Genomic DNA, 15508 nt, shown 5'->3' with positions numbered 1-15508 from the left:
GCGATCCGCGCGCCCCAGCCCCCGGCAATCTCGTAGCCCATGCAGGAAAACCCGAACTCCACATCCACCGTGCCCAGGCCAAGGGTGCGCCAGTTGGCCGTCACCTCGGCGGGCAGACCGCCTGCCGCAGCCACCACCCGGTCGCGCGGGTGGCACATGGCGTTCACCATGCCAATGGCTTGCGCGTAAGAGGCCGGGCCGTTGCCGATGCCGGTATTATGGGCCACATAGGCGTCCCAGATCTTGCGTTGTTCCTGGGTTTGTCTGGTCCAGCCCGCTGGCGCCGAATGATCCCCCAGCGCCACCCCCAAGGCAGAAAGCGCCAGTTTTGCATCCCCAACCACAGGCATTGACAAATGCTTGGCCGCATCATGCCGCCCGACATTGACGCCGATGATGCGGGCATCCTTGGCAAATGCCGTCCAAGAGCCAGTGGTGAAATCCTGCAGCCTTGTGCCCACCGCAAGGATGACATCGGCCCGCTCTGCCGCCCAATTGGCGCTGTCGGAACCGGTCACGCCGACCGGCCCGATATTCAGGGGATCCGTCACCAGCAGGTTCGCCCGACCGGCAATGGTTTCTACCACGGGGATGTCGTGGTGCCGCGCAAAGGCCGTCAGCTCGGCCACCGCGCCGGAATATTGCACGCCGCCCCCGGCAATGATCAGCGGGCGCTCCGCGCCTCTCAGCAGGGCTGCGGCATCGGCCAGTTCCGTCGCATCTGGCGGCTGGCGACGGATACGGTGCAGGCGCGGCTGAAACAGACCGACCGGATAGTCATACGCCCAACCCTGGACATCCTGCGGCAGGCCGATAAAGGCCGGGCCGCAATCGGCGGGGTCCAGCATCGTGGCAATCGCAGCTGGCAGGGACTGGATCACCTGTGCAGGATGGGTAATGCGGTCCCAATAGCGGCTGACCGCTTTGAACGCATCGTTGACCCCAAGCGTCGGGTTGTTGAAATGCTCCATCTGTTGCAGCACCGGATCGGGCAGCCGCGTCAGGTAGGTATCGCCGCACAAAAGCAGCATCGGCAGGCGGTTGGCATGGGCCAGCGCCGCTGACGTCAGGAGGTTTGAGGTGCCCGGGCCAGCCGACGCGGTGCAGAACATGAACCTTTGGCGTAGATGATACTTGGCGTAGGCGGCGGCAGCAAAGCCCATGCTCTGTTCATTTTGTCCCCGGTAAAGCGGCAACTCCGTACGGTGGTCATACAGCGCCTCACCCAGGCAGGTCACATTGCCATGCCCGAAGATCCCGAAACCGCCGCCACAAAGCCGTTGGCGCACGCCATCGATCTCGATGAACTGGCTCGCAAGAAAGCGGATGATCGCCTGCGCTGTGGTAAGGCGGATGGTGTCAGACATGGTTTCTCCGGTCGCGTGGCGATTTTTGCGCAAAGGGGTGTCAGAATTCGGTTGCGAAGGTTACCCGACCAAGGATAGACATTTTGCAACCGCTTGCAAGTAGCCTGATGGAAAGCTGCCCAGAATGATGAAGATCGGAATTGGCATTGTCGGTGGCGGCTACATGGGCAAGGCTCATGCTGTGGCGATGCAGGCGGTGGGCGCGGTGTTCAACACGCGGTTGCGCCCGGTGCTGGAGATGGTTTGCGCCACGACGCCCGCCTCTGCCGAAACCTACCGACAGGCCTACGGATTTTCCCGCGCCACCTCTGATTGGCGTGTGCTGGTTGCCGATCCGCTGGTGCAGGCGGTCGTCATCGCATCGCCGCAGGAAACCCATCGCGCCATCGCCGAAGCGGCGTTTGCTCTTGGCAAGCCGGTGTTGTGCGAAAAGCCGCTGGGGGCCAGCCTTGGCGACAGCGCTGCCATGGTGGCGGCTGCCGAAATGGCTGGCGTGATCAACATGACCGGCTTCAACTATGTCCGCACACCCGCCACGCAGTTTGCCCGCCAGTTGATCGCTACTGGCCAGATCGGCGATGTGGTCTGGTTTCGTGGCGAACATACCGAGGATTTCTTCGCTGACGCAACCCTGCCCGCCAGTTGGCGCACCCGCGGCGACGCGAACGGCACGATGGGGGATCTTGCCCCCCACATTATCAACGCGGCGCTCGCTCTTGTCGGGCCAATCGCCACCCTGTCGGCCGAAATTGAAACCGTCCACCGTACCCGCCCCGGCCCGAACGGACCCGAGGCGGTGACGAATGATGATCAGGCCCAGATCATGTGCCGCTTTGCAAATGGGGCAATGGGGCATCTGTTTTTCAGCCGCGTGGCCTTGGGCCGCAAGATGGGCTATGCCTATGAAATCACAGGGACCAAAGGCGCCATCCGCTTTGATCAGGAAGATCAGAACGCGCTCTGGCTCTATCTCGCGGAAGGCCCCGAGGCGTTGCGTGGCTTTCGCAAGATTCTGACCGGACCCGAACACCCGGACTACCTGCCCTTCTGTCAGGGACCGGGCCATGGCACTGGCTATCAGGACCAGATCATCATCGAGGCGCATGATTTCCTGCGCGCCATCGACACCGGCAAACCCGTCTGGCCGACCTTCCGCGATGGTCTGGACGTCATGCAGATCGTCGCCACCGCGCGCCAGTCTTCGGCGCAAAAGGCCTGGCTGCCGGTTCCAACCGCTTCTCCCACGACAAGGTGACCCGAATGACGATAGAGATTGGCAATGCCCCCTGTTCCTGGGGCGTCGAATTTGCCCAAGACCCGCGCAACCCTGATTGGCGTTCGGTTCTGAAAGACTGTGCGGCGGCTGGCTACCGCGGGATCGAGCTGGGGCCTGTCGGCTTCATGCCCGAAGATCCGGTCATTCTGGCCGAAGCGCTGGCGGAAAATGGCCTCAGCCTGATTGGCGGGGTCGTCTTCCGCCCATTCCACGATCCCGCTGCTTGGGACGAGGTGCTGGATGCAGCGCACCGCACCTGCAAGGCGTTGACCTCGCACGGAGCAAAGCATCTGGTGCTGATCGACAGCATTTCGCCACGCCGCGCCCCCACCGCCGGACGCGCAGCCGAAGCCGAACAGATGGGCCGCGACGAATGGATCGCCTTCCGCGACCGGATCGCAATCATCGCCCGAATCGGGGCCGAAGACTACGGCTTGACCGTCGGCATCCACGCCCATGCCGCTGGGTTCATCGACTTTGAACCCGAGCTGGAGCGGTTGCTGAACGAGGTCGACGACAGCATCCTGAAGATCTGCTTCGACACCGGCCACCATTCCTACGCTGGCTTTGACCCCGTGGCTTTCATGCGCCGCCATATGGGGCGGATCAGTTACATGCACTTCAAGGACATCAACCCCGTCGTGAAAGCCAGCGCAATTGCCAACCGGACCGGATTTTATGACGCCTGCGGTCAGGGCATTTTCTGCAATCTTGGCAAGGGCGACGTGGATTTCCCCGCCGTGCGGCAATTGCTGATCGATGCGGGCTTTGACGGCTGGTGTACCGTTGAACAAGACTGCGACCCGACCCTCGATGTCCGCCCACTAGACGACGCACGGGCCAACCGCGAATATCTTGCCTCGATCGGCTTCAACTGAGGATTATGGACATGGCAATCTTGAATTGGGGCATGATCGGTGGCGGCGACGGCAGTCAGATCGGCCCGGCGCATCGCCTTGGGGCCCGGGTTGACGGGGAATTCGCCTTCGTTGCCGGGGCTTTGGACCACCGTCCAGACGAAGGGCGCGCTTACGGCCAGCGTCTTGGTCTGGCGGCGGATCGGGCCTATGGCAGCTGGCAAGAGATGCTGGCGGGCGAAAAGGACCGGCCCGACCGGGTCGATCTGGTGACCGTGGCCACCCCGAACGCCACACATTTCCCGATCACCAAGGCTTTCCTCGAGGCAGGGTTCCACGTCTTGTGCGAAAAGCCGATGACAATGACCGTGGAGGAAGGCGAAGAAATCGTGCGGATTTCCCGGGCAACCGGCGCGATCTGCGCGGTGAACTACGGCTACACCGGCTATGCCCTCGTGCGTCATATGCGGGCGATGGTGGCACGCGGCGACATCGGCAAAGTTCGCGTTGTGAACGCCGAATTCGCGCATGGCCACCATGCCGACGCAGCCGATGCAGAAAACCCGCGGGTGCGCTGGCGCTATGACCCGGCACAGGCCGGTATCTCGGCCCAGTTCGCCGATTGCGGCATCCACGCAATGCACATGGCCAGTTTCGTGACCGGCCAGGAGGTTGAAAAGCTGTCAGCCGACTGCGTCTCGGCGATCCCGAGCCGGGTGCTGGAAGACGACGCCATGGTGAACTTCCGGATGAGCGGCGGAGCCGTCGGGCGGCTGTGGACATCGTCCATCGCCATTGGGCGCCAACATGGCCTTGGCATTCAGGTGTTTGGCGAAACCGGCGGCTTGCGCTGGACACAGGAACAGCCGAACCAACTTTACTACATGCCGCTGAAGCAGCGCCTGCAGGTCATCGAACGGGGCGAAGGCAACCTTTCACCCGAAGCGGATAGGGCAAGCCGCGTCACCGTCGGCCATGCCGAAGGCATGCCGCTGGCCTTCGCCAACATCTACAAGGACCTCGCCGAAGCGATCCATGCCCGCAAGCAAGGCCGCCCGATGGACCCTGCCGCCGATCTTTTCCCCAAGGCCGAAGACGGCCTGCGCTCGATGGCAGCAGTGTTCGCGGTGGCGCAGTCAGGCAAAGCCAACGGCGCCTGGACTGACGCCCGCCCGCCTATGTTTCGCTGATCCCGGCGGGCAACGGGCGCAGGGTTCCGCGCTCGACCAACGCGCAAGGAAAGATCCGGGCTTCGGTGGACCGGCCCGGATCCTCGATCTGCGACACGATCACGTCCAACGATGCCGCGATAATCTCGGGGATAGGCTGGCGGATCGTGGTCAGATTGATCAGCGCCCACCGCGACATCTCCATATCGTTCAGGCCAAGTATGCCAATGTCTTCCGGCACGCATAACCCTGCCGTCCGGATTGCGCTCATCGCCCCGATCGAAAGCACATCGTCACCGCAGAAATACGCCTCGGCTGGCGTGCCAGTCAGCAGGCGTGCCATCTCCGCCTCGCCCGCATCGTAGGAATAGGCGGCGGCAAAGCTGTGGCTCAGGTGGATTTGCGGGTGGGCCGACAGCTCCTGCTGAAATCCCGTCCAGCGATCTTGCGTTGTGGTAGCGGTTGCAGGTCCGCCCAGAAAACCCACCCTCTGATAGCCTCGCGCGACAAGCGTCCGCGCCGCAATCCGCCCGCAGTCGATGTTGTCGATGCCCACGACATGAACGCCTTGCGAGGCCGAATACCGTCCGAACGAATGCACAATCGGAATGCCCGCAGCCGTGAAGGCGCGCGGGAATGCGGGCGGAACGGTCGAAGACGCAATGATTACCCCATCAACGGAGTACTGGCGCAACAGGCGCAGCAGACCATCCGGCTCCTCCACATCCGACAGGTTGACCAGCAGAGGCCGCAATCCCTTTGCTTGCAGCCCACTGGTAAACTGATCGAAAACCTCAAGGAAGACCGGGTTGTGAAAGTTGTTAGAAACCAGTCCGATCATCTTCGTGCGTCCGGTGGTCAGGCTGCTGGCCAGCACATTCGGGCTATAGCCCAACGCGGCGGCGGCGGTTTCAACCTTGTGACGCGTCTTGTCAGAAACCGAAGCGCCTTCGGTAAATGTGCGCGACACTGCCGAGGTAGAGACCCCTGCCTGCGCCGCCACCTGTTTCAGCGTGACCTGCATTCGTTATGACCTCTGCTGCCGGATCAACAGATAGCCGCTGACACCGCACGGCGCAACACAACGCCATGCCCATCGCCTGCGCAACCGGTTGCAAGAGTTTCATTGCAAAATGCTCTGCAGCACGCGGTTCCCTTGCGCCACGCTTCTGCGGCACTTGCATGAAGTTTGGTTCGGCCTTTCTGAAAAGCGCTTCGGAAAATTTCTGTTCACTATCGCGTTGCACGCCCGGGGGTCACCGAGAAATTCCAAAACAGGCTATAGACGGACCCCATTTCCGCCACACGAAACGCGCCAGAAAGACATCGCGCGACTGCAATACGTGGTCAAAGAACAAGCTGGCCAGTTGCAGACAATGGCCCGACTGCAGCGCTGCAGGTCAATGAGGCCGACCCGCGCACCTTGGGCAGTAAGGGCCACTACAGTCACCTCGCCGATACCGCTGGCACGGCGGATCATCCGGTGCGCCACCCGCCCTGTCACCATCAGCACCAGCGTGGCGACGATGGTTGCATGTCCAACGCTGCAGTCGGAAAGCCATTCCACGCGCCTCAAGATCCTGCCGATCATCACGACTTTGGCCGTCATGCTGGCCGCCTCGGGCACCACCCTGTTGCCGGCACATAAGGAAACGGTCTCCGTGCCTTACGACACTGCCTTTACCGGCTTGGGTCAGGGCGTCATCCTGACTGCTATTCGGGGCGAATGGGTAGACAGCGATAATTCAGACGTGTTCGGCCACCTTACTGGCTTTACCCTCGGCTTTCCAATCCCTGCCATCATTGCCCTTGCGGCCTATTTCGTCAGCGCGATCGTCTTGTCTCACGCCGCCTTTGGTCGCCATGCCTTTGCTGTGGTTGGGGGCGAAGATGCCTCGCGCCTGATGGCCCCGCCGTTCACTCGTACGATCTTTTGCCGCCACCGCATCTCGGGGCGCCTGCGCGGACGTGGCAGGGGTGATCCTTGCCGCTCAAATCGGCGCGGGCCAGCAGACCGAAGGTATGGGCCGGGGGCTGTTCATCATCGCCTCGGTCATAGCGGGGGGCGCTGCTCACCGGTGGCAAGGGGTCGATCTGAGGCACGCTGGCAGGCACAATGCTTTTGGGCATAACCTCATGATCCTCACCTTCAAGACCAGCATGGGTTGGATTTCGCTGTCAGCCTATTGGCAATCGGTGGTGCGGGGCGCAGTCCTGTTCACAGTGGTGGTCTTGCAGTCACGGCTGGCGAAACCTGCGCAGGCCTGACGCAGTTCACGCTAAAGGCGATGCCCCTGGAAACATCCTGACCTTACTTGCTGCCGGAGGGCTATGCGCCTCAGACAACTGCCTCCAGCGCGGCCACAATCTCGTCCACCACCCCGGTCATGAACACGGCATCTTCACATTCCGCCATCACCCGGATCAACGGCTCGGTCCCCGACGCGCGGATCAGAATCCGCCCCCGGCCCTGCATCCTGACCTCATTCGCCGCGATCACTGCCTGCACAGCCGCCGCCTCCAGCGGTCGCCCGCCATTGGCAAAGCGGACGTTCTTCAACAGCTGCGGCACTGTCTCGAAATTCCGCGTCAGCTCGGACGCCGCTTTGCCGCTGCGCACCATTTCGGCCAGGAACTGCAACCCTGCGATCAAGCCGTCACCGGTGGTCGCATAGTCGGTCATCACGATATGCCCAGACTGCTCGCCCCCCAGATTGAAGCCGCCCTCGCGCATCCGTTCCACCACATTGCGGTCGCCAACCGAGGTGCGTTCAAGCCTGAGCCCGCGCGCGGCCAAAAACCGTTCCAGCCCAAGGTTCGACATCACAGTCGCCACCAGCGCGCCACCGGTCAGGCGGCCCTCGTCGGCCCAGCGCCCGGCCAACAGCGCCATGATCTGGTCGCCGTCCGCCACCCGGCCATGTTCATCCAGAATCATCACCCGGTCCGCATCGCCATCAAGGCAAATGCCCACATGCGCGCCGTGCGCCACCACGGCCTCCGCCGCCGTCTCGGTATGGGTCGACCCAACCCGATGATTGATGTTGGTGCCGTTCGGACTAACCCCCACCGGGATCACTTCGGCACCCAGTTCCCACAGCACCTCGGGCGCGGCCTTGTAGGCGGCACCATTGGCGCAATCGATCACCACCTTCAGCCCGTCCAGCCTCAGACCCGCCGGAAACGTCGTCTTGGCATATTCCTGATATCGCCCGCGCGCGTCCTCGATCCGCTTGGCACGACCGATATTCTCGGGCTTCGCAGGAATGATCTCGCCTTCGACCATTTCTTCGATCTCGGCCTCGGCGGCATCCGACAGCTTAAAGCCATCCGGCCCGAAGAACTTGATGCCGTTGTCCTGGTGCGGGTTGTGACTGGCACTGATCATCACGCCGAGGTCAGCCCGCATCGACCGTGTCAGAAACCCCACCGCTGGCGTCGGCATGGGCCCCACCAGCAGCACGTTCATTCCCGTCGAGGTCAGCCCCGCCGTCAACGCGTTTTCCAGCATGTAGCCTGACAGCCGTGTGTCCTTGCCGATCACCACCCGGTGCGCGGAAGACCCATCCCGCCGAAAGAACCGTCCGGCCGCAGCACCCAGACGCAAAGCGACCTCAGCTGTCATCGGATAGGTATTGGCAAGCCCGCGCACCCCGTCCGTTCCGAAAAGCTTTCCTGTCATGCCTCGCCCCCGTTCATTGCCGCCCAAAGCCGCAAGGCCTGCCGCGTCTCAGCCGCGTCATGCACGCGTAGCATCTGCACCCCCTGCGCCACCCCGGCCAGCGCCACCGCAATCGACCCCGGCATCCTGTCACTGGCCTCTGCCGCCTGCCCAATGCTGCCGATGAACCGCTTGCGCGACGCCCCAAGCAGGATAGGGCAGCCAAGCCCGTGGAACAATGACAACCCCCTTATCAGCGCAAGGTTATGCGCCGACGTCTTGCCAAAGCCGATCCCCGGATCCACCGCGATCCGGCTGCGCGCAATTCCAAAGGCCTCTGCCGCCGCGATCCTCGCCGCCAGAGCATCGTAGACGTCCAAAAGCACATCGCCATAGCGCGGATCATCCTGCATCGTCGCGGGCGCGCCTTGGGCATGCATCAGGACCACCGGCGCGCCCTCACGCGCGATCAGCGGCCCCATGTCCGGATCAAACCCCAGCGCGGACACGTCGTTTACCACGTCCGCACCAGCCCGCAACGCCGCCTCGGCCACCGCCGCCTTGCGTGTATCGATCGAAACCACTTCCTGCAGCCCCCCGGCCCGCAGTGCGGCGATCACCGGCACGGTGCGGCTGAGTTCCTCTTCATCAGTCGCTTCAATCGCCCCAGGTCGCGTGCTTTCGCCACCTATGTCGATGATGTCCGCAGCCTCTGTCATGCCGCGCGCGTGCGCCTGCGCGATCTGTGGGTCCAGAAACAACCCCCCATCGGAAAAGCTGTCAGGCGTCACGTTCAAGATGCCCATGATGCGGGGGCGGTCCAGACTCAGACCGGCAAAATCGACGCGCGGGGCGCAGAGCCGCTCCAAATCCTCGTCCGGGCAGTCGACCGCCGCGATCACCTCGCCCGCCGCACCCCGGCGCAGCACTTCGACCCGGTCAAACCAGCACCAGCCTCCGGCCAGCGGCAATGCACCCTTGGGCCGGGCGGCATCCGTCATCGCAATCGGTCGCAGGTATCTCATGGCGTTGGCAGTGGCCGATGCCCCGCGTCTTGGCAAGCAAAAGCCTCAAGCGCGTTCAACCGGCACGCGGCTTCCTGCCGGGATTGCAACATTGCCGTGAATGACAATTGCGGTGGCCGCCAGCACCTCGGCCAGCCACAGCGCCAGCGTCACCGGCGCTGCCCCCTGCGGGCCATCCACGGCATCCAGCACCAGCTTTAACGGCGCCCAGACCACGGTTTGCCCGCGCCGCATCGCCCAGTCGATCTCGGTCCGGGTTGCCACCACCACACAGCGCGCGTCGCGCGCAGCCAATGCCCATGCACTCTGCTCAATGGCCAGCAGGTCGATCCGGCGTTGTGTCGGGCGGTGTCCGGTCACCGGACGCGGCAGGTCGGGCAGACCCGCCGTCAAGATCATCGGCAAGCCGCGCGCCTGCAACGCATCCAGCCGTTTCGGCAACCCCGGGTCGGCAATTGCCGCATCGTCCAGATACACCACCAATGGATGCACCGCAGTCTCTGTACCATCCGTCCCGGTAAGTGCCATCGGCACCTCGGCACGTGACCGCACGATTTCCACGCCCAGCGCATAGGGCCCGACATCAAGCTTTTCGATGCGCACAAAGATCCGCATCGCCGCAGGTTCCGCCAGCACCCGCTCAGCCACCCGCTCTGCCAGTGTTTCCAAAAGGTTAAGCCGCTCAGCTACCAATTCTGCAGCAATCGCTTCGGTGATCTTGTCGTAACTCAGGATGCGGTCGACATCATCTTCCAGTGGCGCAGGCGCGGGGCGTACCTCAACCACGACGTTGAACTTCAGCCGCTGCTTATGGCCGCGCTCTTGCTGAAATGCCCCGATATCGGCCTCGACCAAGTGATCGCGCAACGATATCCGGTCACGCGGGTCGGCGCTGGATGAGGCCTCCGCCCGTGCTTCGGGGTGCGCAAAGGCAAGCTCACTGTCGCTGATCATCGTGGCAGCCTCCGCGACCGGACGGAACCCGGCCGCCGGTGATCAAGCATAGCTCTTGTGTTGGGACGCCCTACCTCGAACGCGGCACTCAGGGCAAGCGCCGCGACATGCGCACGATCAGCCGCTGGCGCCCGGCTGGCGGTAAAACCGGTGCGCCCCGATCGAAGCGGTCATCGGAAACCGCTTGGCCCATGCAGGACGCACGTTGCCGGTATGAAAATGCGTGGCGCCTTCGGTCAGGTCGCTTGGCGCGCCATCCAGCATGGCCCGTGCGATCCGCCCGGCCCGGTCTTTCGCTCCGCGTTCGCTCATCCGGTCGGCCCGGCCATCGCAAACATAGGAAAACTGGCAACCGCCACCGCCACGTTGTTTGACCACGCCACAGACGGTGCGTGGATAAAGCGGGCTCTTCACCCGGTTCAGGATCACTTCGGCCACGGCAAACTGGCCTTGCAGGCTTTCGCCACGCGCTTCGAAATACAGCGCCTCGGTCAGGCATTGCCACTCGGCATCACCTTCGGGAGCGGGCTGTGCCGCCAGCCAGGCCGCCGAAACTTCGAACGGCATCTCGGCACTCTTGCCGGTCTTGACCCAGACGCGGGCCTTCGTCGCCTCTGGGCCAATGGCTATCTGCGACAGCTTGGGCGCGGGCAGTTTCTGCAATTGCAGCTTCTCGGTCTTCAGCAATGCCGTCATCTCACCAGCAAGCACAGCTGCCGGGTCGTTCTTTTCGCTAAGCGTTACATCCGCCAGCCCAGCATTGGCCAGAACGCCAATCGCCAGCAATCCCGCACACAGCGGCAATCGGAAACTCATCCGCATTCATCGTCCAGTCATTTCAAGGCCCGGCAATGGCTCAGCCGCCCGGCAATCGGACGGGGGGGTAGTCAACTTGCCAGGTGGGGTCCACACCTGTGGCCAAACTGCCACAAAAAATGGCAAAATTTAGGCGGAAACTCGCCGAGTTTCTTAATGTGCACTCTTCGCAATGTCTCGTAAATTTCTGTTATTACAAATTATTCTTGCGATCATTCAACGCAAGATGCGCTGCTGCCAGACGGGCCATTGGCACCCGGTATGGCGAACAGGATACATAGTCAAACCCGGCTTTCCGGCAGAATTCTATCGATTCGGGGTTGCCGCCATGCTCGCCGCAGATCGACAAGGTCAGATCCGAGCGCGTCTTTCGCCCGCGTTCCGCCCCGATCAGCAGCAGCTCTCCCACCCCGTCCACGTCCAGAATCTGGAACGGATCCTCGGGGAATACGCCCTGACGCACATAGGTGTTCATAAAGCGCCCGGCATCGTCGCGGCTCAGGCCATAGGTCATCTGCGTCAGGTCATTGGTGCCGAACGAAAGGAACGATGCATGCTGCGCAATCTCGCCCGCCCGCAATGCTGCACGCGGCGTTTCCACCATCACCCCCAGCTTGAAGTCGAAATCCGCTTTGGCCCGTGATTTCACCATCGCGGCGACAGCATCGATCCGGGTCTTGACCAGTTCCACCTCACGCTTGGCCGACACCAGCGGGATCATTATTTCCGGTACCACCGGCGTACCCCGCCGCGCCGATTCCAGCGTGGCCTCAAAGATCGCCTGTACCTGCATGTCGTAGATCTCAGGCAGCACGACCCCCAGCCGCACCCCCCGCATGCCCAGCATCGGGTTCACTTCGGTCAGCGCCTCGGCCCGCCGCACCACCTCGGACAACGGCCGGTCCAGCGCCTCGGCCAACTCCCGCAAGCCCTCGCGCGACTGCGGCAGAAACTCGTGCAACGGCGGGTCGAACAGCCGGATGCAGACCGGCAATCCCTGCATGATCTCAAATAGTTGAACGAAATCGGCGCGCTGCATCGGCAGCAACCGGGCCAAAGCCAGCGCCCTGTCCTGCGGCGTGTCGGCAAAGATCATCTCGCGCATCACGATCAACCGGTCTTCGTCAAAGAACATATGTTCCGTCCGGCACAGCCCGATCCCCTGCGCCTCGAACTTGCGCGCTGTTTCTGCGTCCGCCGGCGTGTCGGCGTTGGCGCGGATGCCGATGTCGCGCATCTCGTCAGCCCAGCTCAGCAGCCGGCGGAAACTGTCATCCAGCGCTGGTGGCAGCATTTCCGCAGCGCCCGCCAAAGCCTCGCCCTTCGATCCGTCCAGCGTGATCACGTCGCCCTCGTGGAACACCCGGCCATCCGCCGCTGTCAGCTTTTTGTCGCGCGCCTCCAGCCGCATTTCCGATGCGCCCACCACGCAGGGCAGCCCGAGGCCCCGAGCAATCACCGCCGCATGGCTGGTCATCCCGCCGCGTTCGGTTAGCACTGCCGCCGCCGAATGCATGCCGCGAATGTCCTCCGGCGCGGTTTCGCGCCGCACCAGAATACACGGCTCACCTTTCGAGGCACTGGCCTGTGCAGCCTGCGAGGAAAACACCAGCTTGCCCGTCGCCGCCCCCGGACTGGCCGCAATCCCGCGCGCAAACACATCGCGCGGCCCGGTCGGATCGACCTGATGATGCAGCAGTTCCGACAGCGCGCGCGGCTCTACTCGTAGCACCGCCTCTTCGCGCGTGATCACCTCGTCTTCCGCCAGCGCCACCGCAATGCGCAATCCCGCCCGTGCCGAACGCTGCACCTTCACCGCGTCCAGCACCGCCAGGCGGCCATCCTCGACGGTGAATTCGATCTGCATTTCCTCGCGCAGCCGCGCCCGGCAGACCGCGCCATGCGCCACCAGCGCCTCGAACAGCTCCGGCGCCACATCTTCAAGCGACGGCCCGCGCGGATCGCGCGTTAGATACAACGCTTCGGTCGTCTTCAGCGCATCGCGGCCCTGGCTTTGCCCCAGATAGCGCCCCTTGATCAGTTGCACACCGGTCACCGGATCAACGAACTGGATGACACCAGACCCGGAAATCCCCTGGCCGATGCCCTGCGCCATTTCCTGCACCACCAGGCCCAGCGCCGCCTCTTCCGGCGCACCCTTGGCCTGGCGCAGCAGTCGCGCCGATGTGCCCTCCCACGCCCGCGCCATGCTGCGCAGCACCTCTGAAAGCTGCACCGCCGGGTCCGCCGGGAACGGCTCGTCCGTCTCCATCTCATAGTGGCGCAGAACTTCGCGCAGCGCCCCCGGCCCCGGTTTGATGCTGTCAAACACATCCGGGTCCAGCCGTGCGACATGGATGGCATAGGCCTGCACGAACCGCACGAACAGCGCATCCGCCGCCGTCTCGCCATGGGTTTCGGCCAGCCGGGCATGGCGTTTGGTGTTCATCCCGATATTGAGGATGGTCGCAGGCCCACCCCAATCAGGGTTGGCGGGTGACGGGCGGACCGAGATCAGCGGCCCGTCGCCGAACCGTTCCAGAATGCCGCCCGCGTCAACCCCATGCCCCGCCGCAATCGCCCGCACCGTGGTGGCCGGCAGCGCCACAGATTTCGGCACCGGCAGCTCAAGCCGCACCAGCCGCTGCAGGCATTTCGCACGCCAGCCGTGGGTGGCCGCCGCGATTTGCGCGGTGGGGTCGATCAGTGAGAACTCTGGAATCGGGTCGTGTTTCTGCACCGCAGCACCTTTCGCTCGCGCGGAGGATACGCAGAAAGCGCTGTCATACAAGCGTGACATGTCAGCATTCGCAGAAAAATTGCTGAAGTACTAACCGTCGATGCGCGAAAGGTCGGCAACCCCGGAACAGATGGTGCGGATACGGCTGAGCAGATTCAACCGGTTGCGCCGGACAATCGCGCTGTCCGCGTTCACCTGCACTGCCGTGAAGAACGCATCCATCGGCGCGCGCAAGGCGGCCATCGCCGCCATCGCCGTCGCAAAATCCTCCGCCGCCATGGCGGGCGCGATCTTCGCCTCTGCAGCATCAAGTGCTGCAAAAAGCGCCCGCTCCTCATCATTGTCCGCGAACTTCACATCCGCGCCGTAGGAATATTCGACGCCATCCTTCGCCTCGGCCTGGCTCAGGATGTTGTTGGCGCGCTTGTAGCCGGCCAGCAGGTTCGCCCCATCCTCGGTCTTCATCACCGCCGCCAGAGCATCCGCGCGCTTCACAAGCAGCGTCAGATCATCATTCCCCGGCATTGCAAGGCAGGCGTCAATGATGTCATGGCGGATGCCCTGATCCTTGAGGTAGACCTTGAGGCGGTCGTGGAGGAAGGCGAGGAGGTCGGAAGCTACTGAGTTTCCAACTTCGTACAACGCAGCTGAATAACGATCAGTCTGAACGTCCTTGGAGCCTACACGATCGAGAATTTTGGCAGCGAATCCCAATTGGACAACAAAGTAGGCTACTTTACCACGAAGGCTAATCCGCACCCCGTTCCCCACCACCAACCGAATAACCCCCAACGCCGCCCGCCGCAGCGCGTAGGGGTCCTTGCTTCCGGTCGGCTTTTCATCAATCGCCCAGAACCCGGTCAGCGTGTCGATCTTGTCGGCCAGCGCCACGGCCACCGACACGGGTTCCACCGGCACCGCGTCCGAAGGCCCCAGCGGCGAATAGTGGTCGCGCGCGGCATCGGCCACCGCCTCCGGCATCCCCGCCGCGCGAGCGTAGTACATGACATCAGCCCCTGCAGCTCCGGAAACTCGCCCACCATGGCTGACCGCAGGTCCGCCTTGGCCACCCGCGCCGCCTGTTCGGCCAGCGCCGGATCAGCGCCCACCATCGGCGCAATCTCCCGCGCCAAGGCTGCAATCCGCTCCACCCGCTCGGCCTGAGACCCAAGCTTGCCATGGAAGGTCACCGCGCGCAGCCCCTCCACCCACTCGCCCATCCCCGCCTTCGCCACCCGCAAGTCATTCTCCCAAAAGAACTTCGCATCCGACAGCCGCGCCGACAGCACCTTCTGGTTGCCCTTCAGGATCGTGGCCCCGCCATCCGCCGCCTCGATGTTGGCGACGGTGACAAACCCTTCGATGCGCCCCGACTTCGCCCCGACCGAAAAGAACTTCTGATGCTCCTTCATCGACGTCTGCAGCACCTCCGGCGGCAGGTCCAGGAACTCCGGCGCAATCCGCCCCAGCAGCACCATCGGCCATTCGACCAGCCCCGCCACCTCGGTCAGCAGCCCCGCGTCCGGCACGACCTCCATCCCTGCTGCAAACGCCGCATTCGTGGCCGCCTGCCAGATCGCCGCCTCGCGCTCAGCACTATCCAGCACCACAAACGCCCGCTTCAGCTTGACCACATAGTCGTC

The 15508-nt window shown here is 63.4% G+C and carries 12 protein-coding genes and 1 pseudogene; 5 read left to right on the top strand and 8 right to left on the bottom strand.

Features of this window, described 5'->3' with window-relative positions; genetic code table 11:
- Window positions 1-1367: thiamine pyrophosphate-binding protein (locus RMO18_RS16435; RefSeq protein ID WP_309667360.1), on the bottom strand; the 1367-nt coding region annotated here is incomplete at its 3' end.
- A 124-nt stretch (window positions 1368-1491) separates the two neighbouring features.
- On the opposite strand from RMO18_RS16435, the gene RMO18_RS16430 reads away from it, so the two are divergent.
- From RMO18_RS16430 to RMO18_RS16420, 3 genes are read left to right on the top strand one after another with little or no spacing between them, the layout of a single operon-like run.
- Window positions 1492-2622: a Gfo/Idh/MocA family oxidoreductase gene (locus RMO18_RS16430; protein ID WP_309667358.1), complete on the top strand. Its 1131-nt coding sequence runs from the start codon at window positions 1492-1494 to the stop codon at window positions 2620-2622.
- A 5-nt stretch (window positions 2623-2627) separates the two neighbouring features.
- Window positions 2628-3521 (top strand): TIM barrel protein, encoded by an 894-nt coding sequence (locus RMO18_RS16425; protein ID WP_309667357.1) that lies wholly within the window; start codon window positions 2628-2630, stop codon window positions 3519-3521.
- Window positions 3522-3532: 11 nt separating this feature from the next.
- Window positions 3533-4690, top strand: coding sequence for a Gfo/Idh/MocA family oxidoreductase (locus RMO18_RS16420; protein ID WP_309667355.1), 1158 nt, complete (start codon window positions 3533-3535; stop codon window positions 4688-4690).
- Here RMO18_RS16420 and RMO18_RS16415 read toward each other — a convergent pair.
- Entirely contained in the window at window positions 4677-5693 is a 1017-nt protein-coding gene (locus RMO18_RS16415; protein WP_309667354.1) for a LacI family DNA-binding transcriptional regulator, read from the bottom strand. The genes RMO18_RS16420 and RMO18_RS16415 overlap by 14 nt on opposite strands.
- A 379-nt stretch (window positions 5694-6072) precedes the next feature.
- Here RMO18_RS16415 and RMO18_RS16410 point away from each other — a divergent pair, with 379 nt between their 5' ends.
- Window positions 6073-6801, top strand: coding sequence for a hypothetical protein (locus RMO18_RS16410; protein ID WP_309667353.1), 729 nt, complete (start codon window positions 6073-6075; stop codon window positions 6799-6801).
- A gap of 4 nt (window positions 6802-6805) precedes the next feature.
- Window positions 6806-6937 (top strand): hypothetical protein, encoded by a 132-nt coding sequence (locus tag RMO18_RS16405; protein WP_309667351.1) that lies wholly within the window; start codon window positions 6806-6808, stop codon window positions 6935-6937.
- Between the two features lie 70 nt (window positions 6938-7007).
- Here the strand turns inward: RMO18_RS16405 and glmM are convergent, their stop codons facing one another.
- From glmM to glyS, 6 genes and pseudogenes are all read right to left on the bottom strand, one after another.
- Window positions 7008-8351 carry a phosphoglucosamine mutase gene (gene glmM, locus RMO18_RS16400; RefSeq protein WP_309667349.1) on the bottom strand — a complete coding sequence of 448 codons (1344 nt, stop codon included), beginning with the start codon at window positions 8349-8351 and terminating at the stop codon, window positions 7008-7010.
- Window positions 8348-9355, bottom strand: coding sequence for a dihydropteroate synthase (gene folP, locus RMO18_RS16395; RefSeq protein WP_309667348.1), 1008 nt, complete (start codon window positions 9353-9355; stop codon window positions 8348-8350). Before folP ends, glmM begins: the two co-directional genes overlap by 4 nt.
- Before the next feature lie 45 nt (window positions 9356-9400).
- Entirely contained in the window at window positions 9401-10309 is a 909-nt protein-coding gene (locus RMO18_RS16390) for a dihydroneopterin aldolase (protein ID WP_309667346.1), read from the bottom strand.
- A 117-nt stretch (window positions 10310-10426) separates the two neighbouring features.
- Complete coding sequence (locus RMO18_RS16385) at window positions 10427-11125, bottom strand: cell wall hydrolase (RefSeq protein WP_309667344.1); 699 nt, start codon at window positions 11123-11125, stop codon at window positions 10427-10429.
- Between the two features lie 193 nt (window positions 11126-11318).
- Window positions 11319-13865 carry a putative PEP-binding protein gene (locus RMO18_RS16380; RefSeq protein ID WP_405054093.1) on the bottom strand — a complete coding sequence of 849 codons (2547 nt, stop codon included), beginning with the start codon at window positions 13863-13865 and terminating at the stop codon, window positions 11319-11321.
- 90 nt (window positions 13866-13955) lie between these two features.
- Window positions 13956-15508 (bottom strand): annotated as a pseudogene (gene glyS / locus RMO18_RS16375) (glycine--tRNA ligase subunit beta); the annotation flags it as partial.

The sequence above is a fragment of the Tabrizicola sp. genome, from assembly GCF_031377265.1.
Classification (GTDB): Bacteria; Pseudomonadota; Alphaproteobacteria; order Rhodobacterales; family Rhodobacteraceae; genus JAUYQR01.
The sequence above is the reverse complement of the archived record's forward strand: the minus strand, read 5'-3'. Positions and strand labels throughout refer to the sequence as shown.

What these genes read in the sequence shown, in the direction of transcription:
- RMO18_RS16430 (WP_309667358.1), top strand. Translation starts at nt 1,492, where the DNA reads ATGATGAAGATCGGAATTGGCATTGTCGGTGGCGGCTACATGGGCAAG.
- RMO18_RS16425 (WP_309667357.1), top strand. Translation starts at nt 2,628, where the DNA reads ATGACGATAGAGATTGGCAATGCCCCCTGTTCCTGGGGCGTCGAATTT.
- RMO18_RS16420 (WP_309667355.1), top strand. Translation starts at nt 3,533, where the DNA reads ATGGCAATCTTGAATTGGGGCATGATCGGTGGCGGCGACGGCAGTCAG.
- RMO18_RS16415 (WP_309667354.1), bottom strand. Translation starts at nt 5,693, where the DNA reads ATGCAGGTCACGCTGAAACAGGTGGCGGCGCAGGCAGGGGTCTCTACC.
- RMO18_RS16410 (WP_309667353.1), top strand. Translation starts at nt 6,073, where the DNA reads ATGAGGCCGACCCGCGCACCTTGGGCAGTAAGGGCCACTACAGTCACC.
- RMO18_RS16405 (WP_309667351.1), top strand. Translation starts at nt 6,806, where the DNA reads ATGATCCTCACCTTCAAGACCAGCATGGGTTGGATTTCGCTGTCAGCC.
- glmM (WP_309667349.1), bottom strand. Translation starts at nt 8,351, where the DNA reads ATGACAGGAAAGCTTTTCGGAACGGACGGGGTGCGCGGGCTTGCCAAT.
- folP (WP_309667348.1), bottom strand. Translation starts at nt 9,355, where the DNA reads ATGAGATACCTGCGACCGATTGCGATGACGGATGCCGCCCGGCCCAAG.
- RMO18_RS16390 (WP_309667346.1), bottom strand. Translation starts at nt 10,309, where the DNA reads ATGATCAGCGACAGTGAGCTTGCCTTTGCGCACCCCGAAGCACGGGCG.
- RMO18_RS16385 (WP_309667344.1), bottom strand. Translation starts at nt 11,125, where the DNA reads ATGAGTTTCCGATTGCCGCTGTGTGCGGGATTGCTGGCGATTGGCGTT.